Here is a 23806-nt window from a genome sequence, read left to right as displayed (position 1 = left end):
ATGGTTAAATTAGATAGAACAGAACACCTGATGTTGGCCCGCCAACTCCCTTCACAAACGGTGGCCCTGATCCTCGCGGGAGGACGCGGTACGCGCCTGGTCGATCTGACGGCAAAACGTGCCAAACCGGCGGTGCATTTCGGTGGCAAGTTTCGCATCATCGACTTTGCGCTTTCCAACTGCGTCAACTCCGGCATCCGCCGCATTGGCGTTATCACTCAATACCAGTCGCATACGCTAACCCAGCATATTCAGCGTGGCTGGTCGATCTTCAACGAAGAGATGAATGAGTTTGTGGATTTGCTGCCAGCGCAGCAGCGTTTAGCCACCGACCAATGGTATCGCGGCACCGCCGATGCTGTGACCCAAAATCTTGACGTCATTCGTCGCTATCAGGCGCAATACATCGTGATTCTTGCCGGGGACCACATTTATAAAATGGATTACTCGCGCATGCTGTTGGATCACGTGGGCAAAGAGGCGAAATGCACCATCGCCTGTTTACCGGTGCCGGTGCATGAAGCGACGGCATTCGGCGTGATGGCGGTAGATGAAGAGAATATGGTGGTGGATTTTGTTGAGAAACCGCCAAAACCGCCGACCATGCCGGGTGATGACACCAAGGCGTTGGCCAGCATGGGCGTCTACGTTTTTAACGCAGATTATCTTTATCAACTGCTAGAAGAAGACTTACAGGAACCTAATTCGAATCACGATTTTGGTAAGGATATTTTGCCAAAAATCGTGGCGAGCGGCGAAGGTTATGCCCATTCGTTTGTGCTCTCCTGTGTACAAAACGATGACAACGCGCCGCCTTATTGGCGCGATGTGGGGACGCTGGAAGCTTACTGGCGTGCCAACCTCGACCTGGCTTCGGTAACACCTGAGTTGGATATGTATGACTCTACCTGGCCAATACGCACGCATATGGAACCGCTGCCGCCTGCCAAGTTTGTGCAGGATCGATCCGGTAGCCACGGCATGACCATGAATTCGTTGGTCTCCGGCGGCTGCATTATCTCCGGCTCAGTGGTGGTGAACTCCGTGCTTTTCCCACGCGTGCGCGTTAATTCTTTTTGCAATATCGATTCCACCGTGCTGCTGCCTGATGTGGTAGTGAGCCGATCCTGTCGTCTGCGCCGCTGTGTGATTGACCGCGCCTGCGTGCTGCCAGAAGGGATGGTGATTGGTGAAAATCCAGATGAAGACAGTCGCCGGTTTCACCGTTCGGAAGAGGGCATCGTACTGGTTACCCGCGCCATGTTGGCCAAATTGGCTACTGCGGGGCAGTAAGCGATAAGCGGCACACGCAATCGGCACGCGGATCGTGTCCGATAACTTAATGAGGTCGAGGATGCAGGTTTTACATGTCTGTTCAGAACTTTTTCCGCTGCTAAAAACTGGCGGGTTGGCTGATGTAGTCGGGGCATTACCTCAAGCACAAATTGCAGGTGGAACGGATACGCGGGTGCTGCTTCCCGCGTTTCCTGCATTGCGTAAAGGCATTCCTGATACACAAGTCGTTGCCGAGCTACAGACCTTTGCAGGTCCTGTAAGCTTACTTTTTGGACAGTTCGATGGTGTGGGTATTTATTTAATCGATGCGCCCGGACTTTATAACCGACCGGGAAGTCCGTATCACGACGAATCGCAGTTTGCCTATGTCGATAACTATATGCGTTTTGCGCTACTGGGTTGGATGGGGTGCGAGCTGGCGTGTGGGCTTGATCCTTACTGGCGTCCTGACATTGTGCATGCGCACGACTGGCATGCGGGACTCACCTGCGCCTACATGGAAGCGCGCGGGCGTCCGGCAAAATCGGTGTTTACGGTGCACAACCTGGCGTATCAAGGCTTGTTCTCTGCGCATCACATGGCTGAGATTCAGCTGCCGCAGTCGTTTTTCAACATGCACGGCCTTGAATTTTTTGGCCAAATTTCTTTTCTTAAAGCTGGGCTGTTTTATGCCGATCATATTACGGCAGTGAGTCCAACTTATGCGCATGAGATTACCTCGGCAGAGTTTGGTTACGGCATGGAAACCTTGCTGGCGCAGCGCATGCTCGAAGGGCGGTTGAGTGGCATCTTAAATGGCGTGGATCCCTCCATATGGGATCCGGCGCACGATCTGCTGCTCAGTGCCCGCTACAACCGCGACACGCTGGAAGCCAAAGCGGAAAACAAGCGCCAGTTGCAGGTCGCGATGGGGTTGAAAGTGGATGAAAAAGCCCCGGTGTTTGCCGTCATCAGCCGCCTGACGCGGCAGAAAGGGCTGGATTTAGTGCTCGAAGCGTTGCCCGGCCTGCTGGCGCAGGGTGGACAGCTGGTGCTGCTTGGCCAGGGCGATGCGGAATTGCAGCAGGGCTTTTTAGCGGCGGCAGCGGAGCATCCTGGCAGCGTAGGGGTACAAATTGGTTATCACGAAGCCTTCTCCCACCGCATTGTTGGCGGTGCAGACGTCATCATGGTGCCAAGCCGTTTCGAACCCTGCGGACTCACGCAACTTTATGGATTGAAATATGGCACCTTGCCGCTGGTAAGAAGAACCGGTGGTTTGGCGGATACGGTTAACGACAGTTCTCTGGAAAACCTGGCAGACGGCATCGCCAGCGGTTTTAGTTTTGAAGACAGTAACGCCTGGTCACTGTTACGGGCGATTAGACGCGCTTTTGTACTGTGGTCCCGTCCCTCGCTCTGGCGTTATGTCCAGCGTCAGGCGATGGGAATGGATTTTAGCTGGCAGGTGGCAGCGCAAGCCTACCGCGACCTTTACCAACGTTTGTTGTAACGGATGGGATACTGGATATGAATGCACCTTTCACTTACGCCTCACCGACGTTGACGGTTGATGCTTTAAAGCACTCGATTGCCTATAAGCTGATGTTCACCATTGGTAAAGATCCTTCCATTGCCAATAAGCATGAGTGGCTCAACGCCGCGCTGCTGGCGGTACGCGATCGCATGGTCGAACGCTGGCTGCGTTCCAGCCGTGCTCAGCTATCGCAGGATGTGCGCCAGGTTTATTACCTGTCGATGGAGTTTCTGATGGGCCGCACGTTGGGGAATGCGCTGTTGTCGATGGGCATTTATGACGATCTTAGCCAGGCATTAGACGAAATGGGTCTCGATCTGGCTGAACTCATGGAAGAGGAGAACGATCCGGGCTTAGGTAATGGCGGGTTAGGCCGTTTGGCTGCTTGCTTCCTCGATTCTCTCGCCACTTTGGGCATGCCAGGCCGCGGTTATGGCATTCGCTACGATTACGGCATGTTCAAACAGAACATTGTGGATGGTGAGCAGAAAGAGTCGCCCGATTACTGGCTGGAATATGGTAATCCGTGGGAATTTCAACGTTTCAACACCCGATACAAAGTGCGTTTCGGTGGACGTATTCAGCATGAGGGCACCAAGGTGCGTTGGCTGGAAACGGAAGAGATCCTGGCGATGGCTTACGATCAAATCATTCCTGGTTTTGACACCGACGCGACCAACACGCTGCGATTGTGGGGAGCGCAGGCCAGTAATGAAATCAACCTGGGCAAGTTCAATCAGGGTGATTACTTTGCGGCAGTTGAAGATAAGAACCATTCAGAAAACGTCTCGCGCGTGCTCTATCCCGATGATTCAACCTATTCTGGGCGTGAGCTGCGTTTACGTCAGGAGTATTTCCTGGTGTCGGCAACGGTGCAGGATATTCTTAATCGTCACTGGCGCATGCATCAAACGTGGGACAATCTCGCGGATAAAATCGCCATTCACCTCAATGACACGCATCCCGTGTTAGCGATTCCTGAACTGATGCGCCTGTTAATTGATGAGCACAAGTTCACGTGGGACAACGCGTTTGAAGTGATTTGTCAGGTCTTCTCCTACACCAACCATACGTTGATGACGGAAGCGCTGGAAACCTGGCCAGTGGACATGATCGGCAAAATTCTACCGCGCCATCTTGGCATCATTTTTGAGATCAACGATTACTTCCTGAAAACTATTCAGGACTATTACCCAGATGACTGGGAATTGCTGTCGCGCATCTCCATTATCGATGAAAAAGATGGCCGACGAATTCGTATGGCGTGGCTGGCGGTGGTGGTGAGCCATAAAGTTAACGGCGTCTCGGAATTGCACTCTAATCTGATGGTGCAGTCGCTGTTTGCTGATTTCTCGCGTCTATTCCCTGGGCGTTTCTGCAATAAAACCAATGGTGTAACGCCGCGTCGCTGGCTGGCGTTGGCTAACCCAGCGCTGTCTGACGTGTTAGATGACGAGATTGGTCGTAACTGGCGTACCGAACTGAGCCAGTTAAATGAGTTGAAAGCGCAGATTGATTACCCGGCCTTTATCAAAAAAGTGGCTGATGCCAAATACCAGAACAAGCGTCGCTTAGCGGATTGGGTTGCCAAAAATCTTGATGTGGTGCTCGATCCTAATGCGCTGTTTGATGTGCAGATCAAGCGTATTCACGAATACAAACGTCAGTTGCTCAACGTGTTGCACGTGATTACCCGTTACAACCGAATTAAAGCTGAGCCGGATGGAGATTGGGTGCCGCGCGTCAATATCTTCGCCGGTAAAGCCGCGTCGGCCTATTACGTCGCGAAGCACATTATCCATTTGATCAACGATGTCGCGAAAGTGATCAACAACGATCCGCAGGTAAAGAACAAGCTGAAAGTGGTGTTTATTCCCAACTACAGCGTGAGTCTGGCGCAGATCATTATTCCCGCCGCCGATCTCTCTGAGCAGATCTCTACCGCAGGAACAGAAGCCTCGGGCACCAGTAACATGAAGTTCGCACTCAACGGCGCGCTGACCATTGGGACGCTGGATGGCGCCAATGTTGAAATGCTCGACCATGTTGGTGAAGAGAATATCTTTATTTTCGGTAACACTACACCGCAGGTCGAAGCGTTGCGCCGGGGAGGTTATAACCCGCGTAAATATTATGAAGAGGATGCGGAGCTGCATCAGGTGCTGACCCAAATTGCCTCGGGCGTATTTAGCCCTTCCGATCCGGGTCGCTATCGTAATCTGTTCGACTCGTTGGTGAATTTCGGCGACCACTATCAACTCCTGGCCGATTATCGTAGCTATGTGGATACGCAGGACAAAGTGGATGCGCTGTATCGTCAGCCGGATGAATGGCAACGTCGCGCCGCGTTAAATATTGCTGGGATGGGTTACTTCTCGTCGGACAGAACGATTCAGGAATATGCGGATGAGATTTGGCACATTGCGCCGGTAAGGTTGTAATCTTGCCGCGTGGATGAGAATCCAGAAGCGTAAAATGCAAAACGCAGAGAACAAAAAGCGTCCTCTGCGTTTTTTTATCGTCTGAATACTCTTCGGCTAACCGAAGAGTGGACGACTCACATTATCATGAAGCCAGCGACAACGCCGGTTTAGCCGCCAGCCACTCAGCCACACGCGCCTGCTGCTCTTTGGTCAGCCACATGCCTTGCTTGGTGCGGCGCCAGATTGCATCATCCAGTTCGCGAACCCATTCGTTCTGCACTAAATAACGCAGCTCTGCTTCATAGAACTCATGACCAAAGTTCTCACCTAAATCTTCCCGGCTTTTCGCGCCTTCTAACAAAACTTCAGTATTGCTGCCATAGGTACGTGAATAATGACGCGCCATGTTTTCACTGATAAACGGATAACGACGACGCAGGCTAGCTGCATAATCTTCACGCGTTCCCGCGATGTTACCGCCTGGCAATACGCAGGTTTTGGTCCAGGCTGGACCCGCATTTGGGAAATACTTGGTCAGTTTTTCCAGCGCATGCTCCGCCAGTTTGCGATAGGTGGTCAGCTTGCCACCAAACACTGACAGCAACGGTGCCTGGCCATTTTCATCACGCACGTCCAGCGTATAGTCGCGGGTGATGGCCTGCGGTGAATCAGATTCATCATCACATAACGGACGCACACCGGAATAAGTCCAAACGATATCGTCAGCAACCAGCTGTTTTTTGAAGTGACCGTTGTACACCTTCAACAGATAATCGATCTCGTTATCATCGATCTTGACGCTTTTCGGATCGCCTTTGTATTCGACGTCGGTGGTGCCGACAATCGAGAACTCATCCATCCACGGAATGACAAACACAATGCGGTTATCTTCGTTCTGCAGGATATAAGCCTGTTTCTCAGTATGAACGCGCGGCACCACAATGTGGCTGCCTTTGATTAAGCGAATGCCGTAAGGCGATTTCAGCTTCAGGCCGTCGTCAAAGAACTGTTTCACCCACGGACCCGCCGCGTTCACTAATCCTTTAGCGCGCCAGGTGAAGGTTTTTCCGCTGTCGACATCTTCAGCTTCTACCATCCACAAACCGCCTTCACGCCAGGCACGCGTCACACGAGTACGCGTTTTAACTTCACCGCCGTGCTTCACCACTTCCTGCGCATTTAAGACAACCATGCGCGCATCATCAACCCAGCAGTCGGAATATTCGAATCCGCGCGTGATCTCAGGCTTCAGGGCGGAATCCGCGCCAAAACGCAGGCTTTTGCTGCTGGGTAAGCTGGTGCGCTTACCGAGGTGATCGTACATAAACAGGCCGGTACGAATCATCCATGCTGGACGCAGGTGCGGGCGATGCGGCAGACGAAAGCGCATTGGAAACGCAATGTGTGGCGCCATTTTCAATAGCACTTCACGCTCAGCCAGCGCTTCGCTCACTAAGCGAAACTCGTAGTGCTCAAGGTAGCGCAGGCCACCGTGAATCAGTTTTGAACTGGCAGAAGAGGTCGCGCAAGCCAGATCCCGCGCCTCCAGCATCAGCACCGACAGTCCGCGTCCTGCAGCATCCGCTGCAATGCCGGCACCGTTGATGCCGCCGCCGATCACGATCAGGTCTTTGGTTTCCACGTCATCTCCTCCGATGTTCGGAATAGTTCATTAATGTTCGTTTTCGAGCATAATAATAATCGTAAACCAACATTGATGCCAGCTTTTAACCCGGTAAAAACATTTTTGCGTGATATAGCTAACATTCTGAACGTGAAAAAAATACAAGTCCGCAGTGTTTGTCAGGTTATTGGCGCTAATTCTCGGGTTACACTAAGCGCTAATTGTGACGCAGTAATGAGAGACACCATGGAAACCTTCGAATGTATTGATGTTCAGCAGGCACAGGCGCAGCTGGAGCAGGGCGCGCTGCTGGTGGATATACGCGATCCACAAAGTTTCGCGCTTGGCCACGCTGCGGGAGCCTTGCACCTGTCAAACAGCAACCTCAACGCCTTTATAGCGGATGCCGATCAAACATTACCGGTGTTGGTGATGTGTTATCACGGCAACAGCAGCAAAAGCGCAGCACAATATTTATTGAGTCAGGGATTTGCGGCGGCTTACAGCATTGATGGCGGTTTTGATGCCTGGCGTGCTGCTTTCCCGATGCAGGTCGCTAACGGCAGCGTTTAAACAGCACATCGTCACATGGAGAGTTACGTATCATGCGCATTACCCAATTCAATCAGCCGCGCATGGCGCAGGCGTTCGTCGATTACATGGCAACGCGCGGCGTTACGCTGCGTATTGAGCACGAAAGCCATTACGTCATCATGTTGGATGATGAAAGTAAACTGTCGATGGTCGAAAACGAACTTCAACAGTTTGTGCACGATCCGAATCATCCACGGTATCGAGCAGCCAGCTGGCACAGCGGCAAAACCGACAGCGGTTTGCGCTATGAGCGCACTAACTTCTGGGCGAATATCCGCGAGCGAGCGGGGCCGCTAACGCTTACTGGAATGGTGGTCTGTATTGCGGTGTTTATTCTGATGCAGATTGTTGGCGACCGTACCGTAATGTACTGGCTCGCCTGGCCAGATGGCCCGGATCAATATCTGGAAGTGTGGCGCTGGTTCAGCCACGCCTTTTTGCATTTTTCGCTGCTGCACATTTTGTTCAACCTGATGTGGTGGTGGTATCTCGGCGGCGCCGTCGAAAAACGGCTAGGCAGCGGTAAGCTGTTTGTCATCCTGCTGATTTCCGCCCTGCTTAGTGGCTGGATGCAGGCTAAATTCAGCGGTATCTGGTTTGGTGGTTTGTCGGGTGTGGTTTACGCCTTGATGGGATATTGCTGGCTACGCGGCGAACGCGATCCCGACAGCGGTATTTACCTCGAACGAGGTTTGATTGGATTCGCCCTTGTCTGGCTAGTGATTGGCTGGTTTGGCGCATTGGGTCTGGCCATTGCCAACGCGGCGCACGTTGCCGGTTTAGTGGTGGGATTAGCCATGGCTTTTGTTGATACGCGCAAAACGAAGCGCCGTTAGGCGTAATAAAAAGAACAGCGGCCACCGGCCGAAAACAGGAGAGCAATGTGAAGCAGACGCAACGTCATGACGCCATTATCGATCTGGTTCGGCGCCAGGGTTATGTCAGTACCGAAGAGCTGGTAGATCACTTCGAAGTGAGCCCGCAAACCATTCGTCGTGATTTGAACGACCTTGCCGATCAAAACAAAATTCAACGCCATCATGGTGGCGCGGCGCTGCCCTCCAGCTCTGAAAATACCGCCTGGCAAGATCGTAAAATGATGTTGTCGGAAGAAAAAGCGCGTATTGCTCAGCGTGTTGCTAGCCAGATCCCGGACGGCGCTACGCTGTTTATCGACATCGGTACCACGCCGGAAGCGGTAGCGCATGCGCTACTCAACCATAACGATTTGCGGGTTGTGACCAACAACCTTAACGTAGCGATGCTGTTAATGGGCAAACCTGATTTCCGGGTGATTATTGCGGGTGGCGAAGTGCGCACCCGCGACGGTGCGGTCATGGGTGAAGCCACGCTGGACTTCATTTCGCAGTTCCGCCTCGATTACGGCATTCTCGGTATCAGCGGCATTGATATGGATGGCTCGCTGCTGGAGTTTGATTATCATGAAGTTCGTACCAAGCGTGCCATCATTGAGAACTCACGCTGCGTCATGCTGGTGGTGGATCACTCTAAATTCGGTCGCAACGCGATGGTTAATTTGGGCAATATGAGCCTGCTCGATTATCTCTACACTGACCAAGCGCCACCTGCCAGCGTATTAAAAGTGATTGAACAACACGAAGTTCACCTCGAACTCTGCTAATCCCCTCAGCGCCAGCATAATGCTGGCGTTTTTCTTTGATTGCTGTCGCTTTTTTTTGCACTCGCGTCTTTACTTAACTCTTCGCTGGCTCGTTGTGGTCAGCCCGTGCGCATGCCGGTTTCGCGTAACCTCCAACGGATTCAGAAGGGAGTGATATGTCGCTGCAAAATCTCGAAAAAGCACATTTTGAAGCCGCTCTAATCCATCAATGGCAACACTCAAAGCACGCTAAATGCTAAGGAGCGGCGATGAAAGAAAATGCACTTGATAAGGCAGCGCGTGCTGCTGGAATTTCGCTGGAATATATCAATGCCAAAGGTCAACCCGAAGCGATCAGCGATGAAACCAAACGCGCTTTGCTGGCAGTGATGAATAACCCCGATAAAGGCAAAAAAACGCCCTTACCACCGGTTGCGGTATTCAGTGGTAGTCGCAAACGTCAGCTGACACCGCAAGGGCGGGGCGAGTATCACTGGCAGCTGCGCAGTGAAGCAGGGAAGCAGTTTGAAGGAACACTTGTTGGCGGTGAACTTTTTACCCTGCCTTCGCCGCTCGGACAGGGTTATCACCAGCTGACACTCAGTAAGGGCAAGCAGCAATGGCAAACGCGTATTATCGTTACGCCGCGCCGTTGTTATCTGCCGCCAGCACTGCGTGACGGTGAAAAGCGTTGGGGCGCGCTGGTGCAGTTATATACCGTGCGCTCAGCCAAAAACTGGGGTATCGGCGATTTCGGTGATTTAAAGCAGTTGGTGCAACAGCTTGCTGCAAACGGCGGCGACTTTGTAGGGTTGAATCCACTGCATGCGCTCTATCCCGCCAGTCCCGACTTCGCCAGCCCTTACAGTCCTTCTTCACGACGCTGGTTGAACATCATCTATATAGACGTGTCGCAAGTGGTGGATTTCCAGCAGAGCGCGGCGGCACAAAAGTGGTGGAAAAGCGCCAAAACACAGCGTGCGCTGGCTGAAGCTCGTGAAAATGATTTGGTTGATTACGAGGCGGTGATGGCGCTGAAACTGACGGCGCTGCGCCATGCGTGGACAGCATTTCAGCCACGAGACGAAGAGAATGAAGAGAAGCGCGCCTTTGCGGCTTTCGTGCGTGAAGGCGGAGATAGCCTACGTTATCAGGCGGTATACGAAGGCGTGCAGGCAGAGCGTCGTGCAGGCAATGCACAGCATTGGGGCTGGCCGGCCTGGCCAGAAGGGTGGCGCAACAGCCAGCTTCCTGACGTGCAACATTGGTGTGAACAGAACGAAGATGAAATCGCTTTCTGGCAATGGCTGCAATTTTTGGCGCAGCAACAGTTTTCCCAATGCTGGCAAGTCAGTCAAACATTGGGCATGAGCGTTGGGCTGTACCGGGATTTAGCCGTTGGCGTGGCGGAAGGCAGCGCGGAAACCTGGCTCGACCCGGAGCTCTATCGCCTGAAAGCTTCCATCGGCGCGCCGCCCGATCGGCTGGGGCCGCTGGGTCAATATTGGGGATTACCGCCGATGGATCCGCATGTGATGAAAGCGCGGGGTTATCAGCCGTTTATCGATATGCTGCGCGCTAATATGCGCGATTGTGGGGCGCTGCGTATTGATCACGTCATGTCGCTACTGCGGCTCTGGTGGGTGCCCGCTGGAGAAACCGCGGATAAAGGCGCTTACGTCGCCTATCCGGTAGACGATTTGCTGGGCATTTTAGCGCTGGAAAGCCAGCGCTTGCGCTGCATGGTGATTGGAGAAGATCTTGGCACCGTGCCGAAAGAGATTATCAGCCTGCTGCGCAACAGCGGTATTTTCTCCTGGAAGGTACTGTGGTTTGAACAACAGCGCGACGGGGAGTATCGCTCACCCGAGGAATATCCACGGCAGTCGATCTCCAGCGCCAGCACCCACGATCTGCCGACGTTAAGCGGTTTTTGGGATGCCGGTGATTTGCAGTTGGGCGAAAAGATAGGTTTGTATCCCGCTGACGCGGTGCAGCCGCTGCTTGAACAGCGAACGGCGCAGAAACAGGCGCTGCTGAATGCGCTGCATAAAGCCGGATCACTGCCGGCACGCAGTGCAAAACAGGCAGATAAATTAGCGATGTCGCCGCAGCTTAATCAGGCGATTCATCGATTTTTGGCCGATACCCAAAGTGCATTACTGGGATTGCAGCCGGAAGATTGGTTGGGAATGACCACGCCAGTCAATGTGCCGGGCACGGTTGAGCAATATCCCAACTGGCGACGCAAATTGACGCAGCCGTTAGAGGAAATCTTTGCGGATAAAGAGGTGCAGAAATTGCTGAAAACGGTGAGTCAGCGACGTAAAGCGAACTGAAAATGAAAGCGCGACAGCTAAACTGTCGCGCTTAATGATCGTTAAATCTGATCAGTAATAAGAGTGTTCGCCACGCTGGTGTTCGGTCAGATCACGCACGCCTTTTAACTCTGGGAAAGCCGCCAGCAGCTCTTTCTCAATGCCATCTTTCAGCGTCACGTCGATCATTGAACAGCCGTTACAGCCGCCGCCAAATTGCAGAATCGCATAACCATCTTCAGTAATTTCCATCAATGAAACCTGGCCACCGTGACCGGCGAGCTGCGGGTTGATCTGCGCCTGTAGCAGGTATTCAACGCGCTCAATCATCGGCGCATCGTCAGAGACTTTACGCATTTTGGCGTTTGGCGCTTTCAGCGTTAACTGCGAACCGAGGTTATCGGTAACGAAGTCAATTTCGGCATCTTCTAAATAAGGTTTGCTCAGCTCGTCTACATAGGCAGAAAGTTTTTCGAACTTGAGTTCGGTATCAGTAGATTCAACGGCATCTGGCGGGCAGTAGGAAACACCGCACTCCGCTGTTGGCGTACCCGGGTTAATCACGAATACGCGAATCTGGGTGCCGTCTTCTTGTTTGGACAGCAGTTTTGAAAAGTGCTCTTGGGCAGAATCAGTAATTCGGATCATGTCGATTGCTCAATAGTTGACTAATTTAGTTGGTTATAATACGCCCATCACGGATGCTCTACAAGGTACGGCACAGGCACCAAACCTGCACACTGGCCGCGCCCTGCGCCAGTAAAAAACGGCTAATTTCTTCTACCGTGCTGCCTGTGGTGATCACATCGTCGATAAGGGCGATATGGCGTCCGCGTACCGCAATTTCAAGACCGAATGCACCTCGCAAATTGGTGCGGCGCTGCTTTGCGCTGAGTTGATGCTGCAATGCGCCTTGATAATGACGCCGCAAGCCTTGGCTAAATTCACATCCCAGCCAGCGCGCCAACGGTTGAGCTAACAGGGCAGTTTGATTGTAACCACGCTGCCAGCCACGTCGATGATGCAGCGGCACGCACAGCAGCAAATCGGGCCGCGTGAGTAAGCGTGTGCGGTATGCATACAACCAGCTTAGCAAAAGCAGCCGCGCCAGCATCACCTTGAGTGCGGTAACGCGAGAAAATTTCAGCTGATGTATCCAGTGACTCAGCGGCGCGTGATAGCCGGTAACGCACACCAAGGCTTGCCACGCGGGCGGCTCACGCAGGCATCGGCCACAAGGCGAACGCAGGGAGGAAGCGGGTAATCCACAGCGCGGGCAAAGCATGGGCAGCTTCGGTAAAGCGCGTAAGCAGCAACTGCAAATACCGTGATGAGCAAAACGCAGCGGTAATGCGCATAGCCAACAAAGGGCGGGCATTGGTAGCATAGCGACCTCCTTATCAATTTTGGGATAGTAACTGATGACGTCGCTTTACTGGCACACCTGCGGAGAAGGGGATGCAGATCTTGTGCTGCTGCACGGCTGGGGACTGAATGCGGAAGTGTGGCAAAGCATTGTTCCGCGGCTCAGTGCACAATTTCGCCTGCATCTGGTGGATCTGCCGGGATATGGCCGCAGTCAGGGTTTTTCCGCACTAACGTTGGATGAGATGGTGCAACAGCTGCTGCCGTTGCTGCCGCCACGCGCTGTGGTGCTGGGTTGGTCATTAGGCGGCTTAGTAGCGACGCAGCTAGCATTAACTGCGCCGGAGCGGCTACGTGCGTTGATTACCGTTGCCTCCTCACCTTGTTTTACCGCCAATGATGAATGGCCAGGCATCAAACCAGAAACGCTTCAGAGCTTTCAACAGCAGTTGAGTCATAATTTTCAACGCACTGTTGAACGATTTTTAGCGCTGCAGACGCTGGGAAGTGAAAGCGCACGCGCCGACGCACGTCAGCTCAAAGAGATCGTATTGTCGCAACCGATGCCCGCAGTAGAGGTGCTTGAAGGTGGACTGGAGATTCTGCATCACGTGGATCTGCGCAGCGCATTACCTGAGATTAATGTGCCGTTCCTGCGCCTTTACGGATCGCTGGATGGCCTGGTGCCGCGCCGTATTGCGCAGCCGCTAGACGACGCGCTGCCCGCGTCACCTTCTATCGTGATGGATAAGGCGTCCCATGCTCCTTTTATTTCCCATCCCGACACTTTCGTTCAACATATCCTGTGTTTCATCAAAGATTTGCCGACATAACGTGTTACAAAACTGGCAAAATCGCAGGTAGCGGCAATACTTCATTCGTGAGCACAGCCGCTGCACTTATACCCTAAATAATTCGAATTGCAGGAAGGCGGCAAAGGAGTGAATCGCGATGCGCTGACTAAAGACAGTGATTCGGATGAGCGAGAACAGCCAACACGCCTGCGGTTCGAAATATGAAGAGTATTTATATGTGAATAGTCATGGATTGGACTATGCCGTTCCATATTGCCTTATCGCATTTTGCGGCTGCTTACATCTCAACAATGGATAATGAATGAGGGTAAACAAATGAAGGTTATGAAATGGGTTTTGGCTTCAGTGATGATGAGTGCCGTTTCGTTTTCTGCTCTGGCGGCTAAAGAAGTAACCAAAGAAGATGTGCAGAAAATGAATCTTGAGAAAATTGCTACGGTAACCACTACGGCAGAAACCACTTCGCCGATGGATGCAAAAAAAGAACTCTCTAAAATGGCTGACGAAAAGGGTGGTCGCTATTATCTGGTGATTGCGGGTCGTGAACATGGCAAATTCAGCGCCGTTGCTGACGTCTATAAATAATTAACCTCGTAGCCACATAAACTGCCAGGCATCCAGCGTTAAAGGCTGGGTGCCTTCTATTTTTTCCCCGCTGATTACGTCCTGCAATGTGCGCGCCTCTGGCAAACGCGTTTCTACTTTTCGACTGCTGAGATTGAACACGCACAGTAAACCCGCTTCGCTATCAGGCAGATGGCGTTTCAGCACCAGTAAAGCATTTTCACTGTCGAACAGCGTCATGGCGTTATCGGGATGAAAGGCGGGTTGGCGTCGGCGCAACTGAATCAGCTGACTGAGTTGGGTATAAACCTGCTGCCGCAACCAGTCGCCACCCACCAGCGCCGATTCGATCTCGTGCAAATCATACTTTTGACGATTGATGGCGCGGTTATGACCTGCTGCCCGCACGCCGTCATAATCATTTCGCGACCCCAACATGCTTTGAATGTAAATCGCCGGCACGCCAGGAAATGCCAATAAAATAGCGTGTGCCAGCAGGAAGCGCTTGAGGCGAGTTTCGTCGTTATCTTCCTGACGATTCAACGCATCGAGATAGGTAACATTGATTTCATAGGGGCTGGTGGTGCCATCAGCATTGTTTTTATACGAGACCAAGGCGCCTTCCAGTGCCAGATCGCGCACCAGCGCTACGATCTCTATCTCCGTCAAAATGCCACGAGCTGGGTTCAAACCAATCCCATCATGCGAAGCCAGAAAGTTAAAAAAAGTTGTACCGCGATGACTTAAATCGAGCGTGCCAGCCCACTGACGCAGCGCACGACCTGAGCCAGAATGGATCGCATGCAGCACCAGTGGCGGGAGTGAAAATTGATACACCATCTGCGCTTCATCTTGGCCGTTACCGAGATAGCTGATGTTATCTTTATGCGGCACGTTAGTTTCAGTGATAATCACCGTGCCTGGCGCGACCACATTGGAAATTGCACGGAACAGCTTAACCAGCTGATGCGTTTTTTCCAGATGGATGCAGTTGGTGCCAGGTGTTTTCCACATATAGCCCACCGCGTCCAGCCGCACGTAATCGGCACCGCGCGCCAAATAATCGAGCAGGACATTCACCATACGGATCAATACTTCGGGATTGGCGAAATTGAGATCGATTTGGTCGGCGCTGAAAGTGGTCCATATGTAGCGTGTTTCGCCATCCGCCATCTCAAACGGTGTGAGCAATGGTGACGTTCGCGGCCGCGTTACGGCGCTGAGATCGGTGGCGGGCGGCATGCTGATAAAGAAGTTGTCCCAACCGGGATCCTGCGCCAGGAAGTGTTTAAACCACGCACTGTGCGCCGACATATGGTTGCAGACGAAATCAAACATCAACCGGGTTTCCTGATGCAGCGTGGCGACATCCGACCATTCGCCACACAGCGGGTTAACCTGGTGATAATCAATCACTGAAAAACCATCATCGGAAGAGTAAGGAAAAAATGGCAGCAGATGCACCAGCGGAAAGGTGGATTGCAGATGCTGCTGATAAAAGTGTGAGAAACTGCTGAGCGTAGGTTTATCCGGCTCGCGAAACTGATCGGCGTAGGTAATTAACACCACATCCTGTTCATCCCAATGCGCTTTTCGCGGCAACTTTACTGCGTCGCGCGCCTCGGCAATATTGGCAAGCAGGCGCTCACGCGAGGCCTGTGGAAAGGTGTCAGCATAAATCTTATCGATTAAAGCAGTGATCGTTTCCATCGCAAATTGGGTGCCACAGCAGGTGTTGTTTTTATGACAGGCGTGTTTTTAGCGTAGTGTGCTAGCGAGGATTTTCCACTTCGGCAATGAGATTTGGGTTGGATTGGGTGGTGGAATTGTCCCCACCTCGGTCCTTTATTGTGCGGGGTTGTTTGTCCCCCACCTCGGTCCTCCCCCATACATGGGGGAGGAAGACGCTGCAACATGCGAATTCGGTGTCAACATGTGGCAGCGCCGCCTTCCCCCGCAAAGCGGGGGAAGGCGGCGATGGGGGGACAAACGGCGTCAATCTAACAAGGCTTCCGATGCGACTACTTCTTACCGAAAGCCGCCGCTAATGCATCGCCCATTGCGCTATTACCCGCCGGCGAGTTGGCAGGACGTGAGCGTCCTTTTGCCGCCGCTGGTCGAGCGTTTTCACGCGGTGCGCTGCGGTTACTGCTGCGCGCATTGCTTTCACCTGGCTGCTCATCAAGACGCATGGTCAGCGCGATACGTTTGCGCTGCAAATCCACTTCCATCACTTTCACTTTAACGATATCACCGGCTTTGACTACCTTGTGAGGATCGTCCACGAACTTGTCGGAAAGCGAAGAGATATGCACTAAACCATCCTGATGGACGCCAATATCAACGAAAGCGCCAAAGTTAGTCACGTTGGTTACTGCGCCTTCCAGCACCATACCTGGCATCAAATCGTTCAGGGTTTCAACGCCCTCAGCAAACTGCGCTGTTTTAAACTCTGGACGGGGATCGCGGCCCGGTTTTTCCAACTCTTTAATGATGTCAGTGACGGTCGGCAGACCAAACCGCGCATCGGTAAAATCCACGGCTTTGATGTCGCGCAGGCCAGATGGATTTCCCATCAGGTCGTTCAGCGCTTGCTCAGTGGCGGCCAGAATGCGCTCCACCACGGGATAGGCTTCCGGATGAACCGTTGAGGCATCAAGCGGATTGTCGCCATGGTTAATGCGCAAGAATCCGGCACATTGCTCAAAGGCTTTCGGCCCTAAGCGGCTGACTTTCAACAGCTGTTGACGGTTTTGGAAACGGCCATTTTCATCACGCCAGCTGACAATGTTTTGCGCCATCATGCGTGTCAAACCCGCTACGCGAGTGAGCAGCGGCACCGAAGCCGTATTCAGGTCAACGCCTACGGCGTTCACGCAATCTTCTACTACGGCGTCCAGCTTTTTCGCTAACTGGCTTTGGCTGACGTCATGTTGATACTGACCGACACCAATCGATTTCGGATCAATCTTCACCAACTCAGCCAGCGGATCTTGCAAACGGCGAGCGATGGAAACCGCACCACGAATGGAGACATCTAAATCAGGGAACTCCAACGCCGCCAGTTCTGATGCGGAATAGACGGATGCACCCGCTTCGCTGACGATCACTTTCTGTGCGGTGATGTGTGGAAACTGTTTTTGTACGTCCAGGAAGAAGCGTTCGGTCTCGCGTGAAGCGGTACCATTACCAATCGCCACCAGTTCAACCTGATGTTTCGCACAAAGCGCGGCAACAGCGGCAGCAGCTTTCGCGGTCTGGCCAGTATGGGGATAAATCGTATCAGTCGCGACCAACTTGCCGGTGGCATCAACAACCGCCACTTTCACACCCGTACGCAGGCCTGGATCAAGGCCCATGGTGGAACGCATACCTGCGGGCGCAGCCATCAACAGGTCATGCATGTTGCGGGCAAACACATTGATGGCTTCGTCTTCTGCGCGCTCGCGCACCGTGCCCATCAATTCTGTTTCAAGGTGCAGCATCACTTTGATGCGCCACGTCCAGCTCACCACCGCTTTGCGCCAGGTATCGGCTGGCGCGTTATTCAATCGCAGGTTTAGGTGATCAGCAATTAGCGTTTCGCCGTGGCTTTCACGTGGGGCTTCGTCAAACTGTGGATCGGCATTCAGCGATAGCTGTAATACGCCTTCATTACGTCCACGCAGCATCGCCAGTGCCCGGTGTGAAGGTACGCTGTTTAGCGCTTCATGATGATCGAAATAGTCACGGAATTTTGCACCCGCTTCTTCTTTACCTTCGACCACGCGTGAGACCAGATGCGCATTTTTCCACAGGTAATTACGCACTTTAGCCAACAGCGTGGCGTCTTCAGCGAAGCGTTCCATCAAAATATAGCGTGCGCCATCCAGCGCAGCACGAACATCTGCGACGCCTTTGTCGGCATCAACGTAACCTGCGGCTAACTGCTCAGGATCGTGAGAAGGATCTTGCCATAAAGTCTCAGCCAGCGGCGTCAGCCCGGCTTCAATCGCTATCTGCCCACGCGTACGGCGCTTGGGTTTATAAGGCAGGTAAAGGTCTTCGAGTTCGGTTTTGCTGAGCGTGGTATTGATGGATTTAGCGAGGTCGTCGGTGAGTTTACCCTGCTCATCAATCGATTTAAGAATCGACTGGCGGCGCTCTTCCAGTTCACGCAGATAGCTGAGGCGGGTTTCCAGCTGGCGCAGTTGGGTATCATCCAATCCGCCGGTCACCTCTTTACGATAACGTGCAATAAACGGCACGGTATTCCCTTCGTCCAACAGGCGAACGGCGGCATCAACTTGCTCTGCTCGCGCCTGCAGCTCACTTGCAATTATGTGGCTCAGCGTATCTTTCATCATCATCAACTGTCTTGCTTACAGGGTTAAGAAATAGCGGACAGTTATACGGATTGATGGTTGAAATTGCCAGCGATGCGGGCGCCTTTAGGCGATATTCTGAATCGCTATTCCAGATAATTAATTTCGTTGACGTACCACAGCGCGGGGCCGATTGGCGTCTCTACCGTTGCGGCATCGCCGACCTCTTTTTTCAGCAACGCGCGCGCCATGGGTGAGTCGATAGAGATGTAATCTTTGCGGCCAAAAATCTCGTCGTAACCGACGATACGAAAGCGTTTCGTCTCACCGGCATCATTCTCAACTTCTACCCACGCGCCAAAAAAGACTTTGCCATCCTGCTGCGGTGAATAATCTACGATGCGTAACTGCTCAATGCTTTTGGTGAGATAACGGACTCGACGATCAATTTCACGCAGGCGTTTTTTGTTGTATTGATAATCAGCGTTTTCGCTGCGATCGCCCAGGCTGGCGGCCCAGGTCACTTTCTTAGTAACTTCGGGTCGCTCTTCGCGCCAGAGATAATCGAGTTCGGCTTTCAGCTGGTTAAAGCCTTCGCGGGTAATAAGTCGGGTTTTCATACAGCAGCAGCCAAAAGTGTTTAAAGAAGCGCAGTGTAAAACAAATGCAGGTTGGCAAAAAAGAGTCGGGGAAAGGGTTTTTAAAGGTTAAAAACCCACGTTGACTTCCCCGGTGGCGAAACTGGCTAACACAGAAAGGGTATTCTAAACGTGGTTTAATTATTTTCCGGCCTGAGTCGACGTGGTGGTTGATGTGCCATTACCGTGGCCATCACCGCCGCCGCCCGCGGTTGCGAGCGCAACGCCAAACAGCGCGGCGACTGCACCCACGCCAATGGCGTTTGAGTTACCTTGTGCCGTGGTCGACGCTTGTGCACCTGCGGCTTCACCTGTTGCCGTAGCGGCATAAACCGGGTTAACACTGGTCAGCGCCAGCGCACTCAGCAGTAATACGATTTTTTTCATAGTTTTATCCCCGTAATGACATCGCAAAGCGTGATGCCAATGCAGTCTGAGTGAAATTATTCAGGGCGAAAAGATGACTTTACTGATTGATTTATTGGGCTTTAACCGATATTGGTCTTGAAGGGCAAGGCGTTGAAATTAATCCGAGAGGGGAAATGTGAATAAGCGCTAATTAGCGGGATTTTATGCTGATATTTTGCTTCAGAAGTGGCTTAAATGGAGTTCACAGGGATCGAAAGCTCGCGTTTAAGTCAAATTATCTGCTAACTCGCTGAATTTCATGCTCGAATAAAAATCGGCTTCATTATGGCGCCAGTGAATCAAAGAAAATTTGGCGAAATTTCGGAATTGTTGGAAACATCTCAACCCGCTGTTAAACGAGCTTTTTACGCTCCAGCGAAGCGGTAAATTTAAATATAAGCTCCTGTTTAATATGCTTTGTAACAATTTCGGCTAGAATATAAACCATTAATGACTGTCACTATAAGGCATGTTTTTTTAACAATATCGGCTCAGGCAATAGCGCCTTTGGGAGTACAAAAATGCAAGAGAACTACAAAATTCTGGTCGTGGATGATGATATGCGTTTGCGCGCGCTGCTCGAACGCTATCTCACCGAGCAGGGCTTTCAGGTGCGCAGTGTCGCTAACGCCGAACAGATGGATCGTTTGTTAACCCGCGAATCTTTTCACCTGATGGTGCTGGATTTGATGCTGCCGGGCGAAGATGGTTTGTCGATCTGCCGCCGTTTGCGCAGCCAAAGTAATCCAATGCCGATCATTATGGTGACGGCAAAAGGGGAAGAGGTTGATCGCATCGTTGGATTAGAAATTGGCGCGGATGACTACATTCCAAAACCGTTTAATCCACGTGAACTGCTGGCGCGTATTCGTGCTGTGCTGCGTCGTCAGGCCAACGAATTGCCGGGCGCGCCTTCGCAGGAAGAAGCGGTTATCGCCTTTGGTAAATTCAAGCTGAACCTGGGTACGCGCGAAATGTTCCGTGAAGATGAGCCAATGCCATTAACCAGCGGTGAGTTTGCGGTATTGAAAGCGCTGGTTAGCCACCCGCGTGAACCGTTATCGCGTGATAAGTTGATGAACCTGGCGCGTGGCCGCGAATACAGCGCCATGGAACGTTCTATCGACGTACAGATCTCCCGCCTGCGCCGTATGGTGGAAGAAGATCCGGCGCACCCGCGCTATATCCAGACCGTCTGGGGTTTGGGCTACGTCTTTGTGCCGGACGGCAGTAAAGCATGAGGCGGCTGCGCTTCTCGCCCCGCAGTTCCTTTGCCCGCACTTTGCTGTTGATCGTTACCTTGCTGTTTGTCAGCCTGGTAACGACCTATCTGGTGGTGCTTAACTTCGCCATTCTGCCAAGTTTGCAGCAGTTCAATAAAGTCCTCGCTTACGAAGTTCGTATGTTGATGACAGACCGATTGCAGCTGGAAGATGGGACGCAGTTAGAAGTGCCACCGGCATTTCGTCGGGAAATCTATCGCGAGCTGGGTATTTCGCTCTACACCAACGCGGCAGCAGAGGAGAGCGGATTGCGTTGGGCGCAGCACTATGAATTTCTCAGTGAACAAATGGGCCAGCAACTCGGTGGTCCAACCGATGTGCGGGTTGAAGTTAACAAAAATTCGCCGGTCGTGTGGCTGAAAACCTGGCTGTCGCCCGATATCTGGGTGCGTGTGCCGCTGACCGAGATCCATCAAGGCGACTTCTCACCACTGTTCCGTTACACCTTAGCCATCATGCTGCTGGCGATTGGCGGCGCCTGGCTGTTTATTCGTATTCAGAACCGACCCTTGGTCGATTTGGAACACGCCGCGTTGCAGGTGGGTAAAGGCATGATTCCGCCGCCGCTGCGCGAATATGGCGCTTCAGAAGTGCGTTCGGTGACGCGTGCTTTTAACCAAATGGCGGCGGGCGTGAAGCAGCTGGCTGACGATCGCACATTACTGATGGCGGGTGTCAGCCACGATCTGCGTACGCCGCTGACGCGTATTCGCCTCGCAACCGAGATGATGAGCGAGCAGGATGGTTACCTTGCCGAGTCGATTAACAAAGACATCGAAGAGTGTAATGCCATCATCGAACAGTTCATCGACTACCTTCGCACGGGTCAGGAGATGCAAACCGAGCGCGCCGATTTGAACAGCGTGCTAGGTGAAGTAGTCGCAGCAGAAAGCGGCTACGAGCGCGAGATTGAAAATGCGGTGATGCCAGAAGAGCTGATGCTCAATATCAACCCACTTTCGATTAAGCGTGCATTAGCGAATCTGGTGGTGAATGCGGCACGCTACGGCAACGGCTGGATAAAAGTGAGTAGTGGCCATGAACTGCATCGCGCGTGGTTTCAGGTTGAAGATGATGGTCCAGGCATTAAGCCCGATCAGCTTGCGCATCTGTTCCAGCCCTTTGTACGCGGTGACAGTGCACGCAGCACCAGCGGCACCGGTTTAGGCTTAGCGATTGTACAGCGCATTATTGATGCGCATCAGGGTTCACTGGAAATTGGTGAAAGCGAACGCGGAGGGTTACGCATTCGAGCCTGGTTGCCGTTAGTCGAAACACCCGCTCCGGCCGTCACCAGCCTAAGCGTACCAAGCTAAATCAGGCGCGGCAGTGATTGCCGCGCCTCTGTTTTTTAGCGTTGTGGACCCGCGTTTACCAATGCGGCGCCTGCAGCGTTATCGGTATATTTCTCGAAGTTAACAATAAAGCGCTGCGCCAGATCCTGCGCGGCTTCATGCCATTTCTCTTCGCTTTCCCAACTGCTGCGGGGATCCAGCTTCGAGGCATCCAGATCACCCAAGCTTTTCGGCATCTGCAGATTAAAAATCGGCAGTGTTTCAGTGGGTGCATCATCCAGCTCGCCGGCCAAAATCGCGTTGATGATGGCGCGGGTATCTTTCAGCGAGATGCGTTTACCGCTGCCGTTCCAGCCGGTATTGACCAGATAAGCCTGCGCGCCCGCGGCTTCCATGCGCTTCACCAGTACCTCAGCGTACTGAGTGGGATGCAACATCAGAAAGGCGGCACCAAAACAAGCAGAGAAGGTTGGTGTCGGCTGCGTGACGCCGCGTTCCGTACCCGCCAGCTTAGCGGTAAAGCCAGAAAGGAAGTGATACTGCGTTTGCTCTGGCGTTAAGCGCGAAACGGCTGGCAGAACGCCGAAGGCATCAGCCGTCAGGAAGATCACTTTCTTTGCGTGTCCCGCTTTAGATACGGGTTGAACGATGTTGTCGATGTGATTGATCGGGTAGGAGACGCGGGTATTCTCCGTTTTGCTGCCGTCGGCATAGTCCACGCTGCCATCGGCGCGTACCACCACGTTTTCCAGCAAGGCATTGCGGCGAATAGCACGGTAAATTTCCGGCTCGGCCTGCTCAGAAAGGTTGATGGTTTTGGCGTAGCAACCCCCTTCGAAGTTAAACACGCCGTCATCATCCCAGCCATGTTCATCATCACCAATCAGCTGGCGATCAGGATCGGTCGACAGCGTCGTTTTACCGGTACCGGAAAGACCAAAGAACACCGCTACATCGCCCGCTTTGCCGACGTTTGCCGAACAGTGCATAGAAGCAATACCCTTGAGTGGCAGCAGATAGTTCATTACCGCAAACAGGCCTTTCTTCATTTCGCCACCGTACCAGCTTCCGCCAATCAGTTGCATGCGTTCAGTGAGATTGAAAGCAATGAAATTCTCAGAGTTCAGGCCCTGTTCTTGCCAGTTTGGATTGGTACATTTAGCGCCATTCATGACCACGAAATCGGGCTTAAAGGTCGCCAGTTCCTCTTCATTTGGCTGAATGAACATGTTCTTAACAAAGTGCGCTTGCCACGCGACTTCGGTAATAAAGCGTACGCTTAAACGTGAATCGGGGTTGGCACCACAAAAGGCATCAATTACAAATAAACGTTTCCCGGACAGCTGCTGCGTGACACAGGTTTTCAACGCTTGCCAGGTTTCCTGAGAAAGCGGCTGGTTGTCATTTTTGCCGGTTCCCTGATCGTTCCACCACAGGGTATCGCGCGTAGTGTCATCACGAACGATGTACTTATCCTTGGGCGAGCGACCGGTGAAAATACCCGTATCCACCGCAATTGCGCCGCTGTGCGTCAGGGTGCCACGTTCAAAACCTTCGAGTTCCGGGCGAGTCTCTTCCTGAAATAGCGTGTCGTAATCAGGGTTATAAACCACTTCCGTAGTATCAATGATGCCCATGTCGGCAAGGTCTTGCGAGGTCAGGCCGTTAACGCGCATTTTACTGCTCCTCAAATCAGTATCTGTTCTGCAAAGGCAGAGAAAGGTTGGAGTCATGCAGTTTTC

19 protein-coding genes are annotated in these 23806 nt (G+C 52.6%); 11 read left to right on the top strand and 8 right to left on the bottom strand.

What is annotated here, in order from left to right; genetic code table 11:
* The 3 genes from glgC (at position 1) to glgP (ending at position 5253) form a co-directional block, all read left to right on the top strand.
* Positions 1–1293: a glucose-1-phosphate adenylyltransferase gene (gene glgC, locus SC127_RS08765; protein ID WP_215845371.1), complete on the top strand. Its 1293-nt coding sequence runs from the start codon at positions 1–3 to the stop codon at positions 1291–1293.
* A 61-nt stretch (positions 1294–1354) separates the two neighbouring features.
* Positions 1355–2788 carry a glycogen synthase GlgA gene (gene glgA, locus SC127_RS08760; protein WP_215845372.1) on the top strand — a complete coding sequence of 478 codons (1434 nt, stop codon included), beginning with the start codon at positions 1355–1357 and terminating at the stop codon, positions 2786–2788.
* Between the two features lie 17 nt (positions 2789–2805).
* Positions 2806–5253 carry a glycogen phosphorylase gene (gene glgP, locus SC127_RS08755; RefSeq protein WP_243079869.1) on the top strand — a complete coding sequence of 816 codons (2448 nt, stop codon included), beginning with the start codon at positions 2806–2808 and terminating at the stop codon, positions 5251–5253.
* A 124-nt stretch (positions 5254–5377) separates the two neighbouring features.
* Here glgP and glpD read toward each other — a convergent pair whose 3' ends face one another.
* On the bottom strand, positions 5378–6877 hold the full coding sequence (gene glpD / locus SC127_RS08750; protein WP_243079868.1) for a glycerol-3-phosphate dehydrogenase: 1500 nt from the start codon (positions 6875–6877) through the stop codon (positions 5378–5380).
* 228 nt (positions 6878–7105) lie between these two features.
* Here glpD and glpE point away from each other — a divergent pair, with 228 nt between their 5' ends.
* From glpE to malQ, 4 genes are all read left to right on the top strand, one after another.
* The gene (gene glpE / locus SC127_RS08745; RefSeq protein WP_215845374.1) at positions 7106–7432 is read left to right on the top strand and encodes a thiosulfate sulfurtransferase GlpE; all 327 of its coding nucleotides are present in this window, start codon (positions 7106–7108) and stop codon (positions 7430–7432) included.
* A 32-nt stretch (positions 7433–7464) separates the two neighbouring features.
* Positions 7465–8289: a rhomboid family intramembrane serine protease GlpG gene (gene glpG / locus SC127_RS08740; RefSeq protein WP_332625983.1), complete on the top strand. Its 825-nt coding sequence runs from the start codon at positions 7465–7467 to the stop codon at positions 8287–8289.
* Positions 8290–8336: 47 nt separating this feature from the next.
* Complete coding sequence (locus tag SC127_RS08735; protein ID WP_215845376.1) at positions 8337–9095, top strand: DeoR/GlpR family transcriptional regulator; 759 nt, start codon at positions 8337–8339, stop codon at positions 9093–9095.
* A 248-nt stretch (positions 9096–9343) separates the two neighbouring features.
* A complete protein-coding gene (gene malQ / locus SC127_RS08730) occupies positions 9344–11413 on the top strand; it encodes a 4-alpha-glucanotransferase (RefSeq protein WP_332625982.1) in 2070 nt (689 codons plus the stop codon).
* Between the two features lie 51 nt (positions 11414–11464).
* On the opposite strand, the gene nfuA is transcribed toward malQ, so the two are convergent.
* On the bottom strand, positions 11465–12040 hold the full coding sequence (nfuA, locus tag SC127_RS08725; RefSeq protein WP_215845378.1) for a Fe-S biogenesis protein NfuA: 576 nt from the start codon (positions 12038–12040) through the stop codon (positions 11465–11467).
* A 58-nt stretch (positions 12041–12098) separates the two neighbouring features.
* On the bottom strand, positions 12099–12779 hold the full coding sequence (gene gntX / locus SC127_RS08720) for a DNA utilization protein GntX (protein ID WP_332625981.1): 681 nt from the start codon (positions 12777–12779) through the stop codon (positions 12099–12101).
* Positions 12780–12813: 34 nt separating this feature from the next.
* On the opposite strand from gntX, the gene bioH reads away from it, so the two are divergent.
* Both bioH and SC127_RS08710 read left to right on the top strand, forming a co-directional pair.
* Positions 12814–13590, top strand: a complete 777-nt coding sequence (gene bioH, locus SC127_RS08715; RefSeq protein WP_332625980.1) for a pimeloyl-ACP methyl ester esterase BioH — start codon at positions 12814–12816, stop codon at positions 13588–13590.
* A 297-nt stretch (positions 13591–13887) separates the two neighbouring features.
* The gene (locus SC127_RS08710) at positions 13888–14157 is read left to right on the top strand and encodes a DUF1471 domain-containing protein (RefSeq protein ID WP_243079864.1); all 270 of its coding nucleotides are present in this window, start codon (positions 13888–13890) and stop codon (positions 14155–14157) included.
* Here SC127_RS08710 and SC127_RS08705 read toward each other — a convergent pair whose 3' ends face one another.
* From SC127_RS08705 to yjbE, 4 genes are all read right to left on the bottom strand, one after another.
* A complete protein-coding gene (locus SC127_RS08705) occupies positions 14158–15846 on the bottom strand; it encodes an alpha-amylase family glycosyl hydrolase (protein WP_243079863.1) in 1689 nt (562 codons plus the stop codon).
* Positions 15847–16157: 311 nt separating this feature from the next.
* Positions 16158–18479 (bottom strand): Tex family protein, encoded by a 2322-nt coding sequence (locus SC127_RS08700; RefSeq protein ID WP_409075974.1) that lies wholly within the window; start codon positions 18477–18479, stop codon positions 16158–16160.
* Positions 18480–18586: 107 nt separating this feature from the next.
* Positions 18587–19060 carry a transcription elongation factor GreB gene (greB, locus tag SC127_RS08695; protein WP_243079862.1) on the bottom strand — a complete coding sequence of 158 codons (474 nt, stop codon included), beginning with the start codon at positions 19058–19060 and terminating at the stop codon, positions 18587–18589.
* Between the two features lie 159 nt (positions 19061–19219).
* Entirely contained in the window at positions 19220–19465 is a 246-nt protein-coding gene (gene yjbE, locus SC127_RS08690) for an exopolysaccharide production protein YjbE (protein WP_243079861.1), read from the bottom strand.
* A gap of 542 nt (positions 19466–20007) precedes the next feature.
* Between yjbE and ompR the strand changes: the two genes are divergently transcribed.
* Both ompR and envZ read left to right on the top strand, forming a co-directional pair.
* Positions 20008–20727 carry an osmolarity response regulator transcription factor OmpR gene (ompR, locus tag SC127_RS08685; RefSeq protein ID WP_001157751.1) on the top strand — a complete coding sequence of 240 codons (720 nt, stop codon included), beginning with the start codon at positions 20008–20010 and terminating at the stop codon, positions 20725–20727.
* On the top strand, positions 20724–22085 hold the full coding sequence (gene envZ / locus SC127_RS08680; protein ID WP_215845382.1) for a two-component system sensor histidine kinase EnvZ: 1362 nt from the start codon (positions 20724–20726) through the stop codon (positions 22083–22085). Before ompR ends, envZ begins: the two co-directional genes overlap by 4 nt.
* Before the next feature lie 35 nt (positions 22086–22120).
* Here envZ and pckA read toward each other — a convergent pair whose 3' ends face one another.
* Entirely contained in the window at positions 22121–23740 is a 1620-nt protein-coding gene (pckA, locus tag SC127_RS08675) for a phosphoenolpyruvate carboxykinase (ATP) (RefSeq protein WP_243079859.1), read from the bottom strand.
* Positions 23741–23806: the final 66 nt, after the last annotated feature.

The organism is Pantoea sp. T14 (assembly GCF_036663535.1).
GTDB lineage: Bacteria > Pseudomonadota > Gammaproteobacteria > Enterobacterales > Enterobacteriaceae > Pantoea > Pantoea phytostimulans.
Note: the sequence above shows the minus strand (reverse complement) of the source record. Positions and strands in the feature narration are given on the sequence as shown.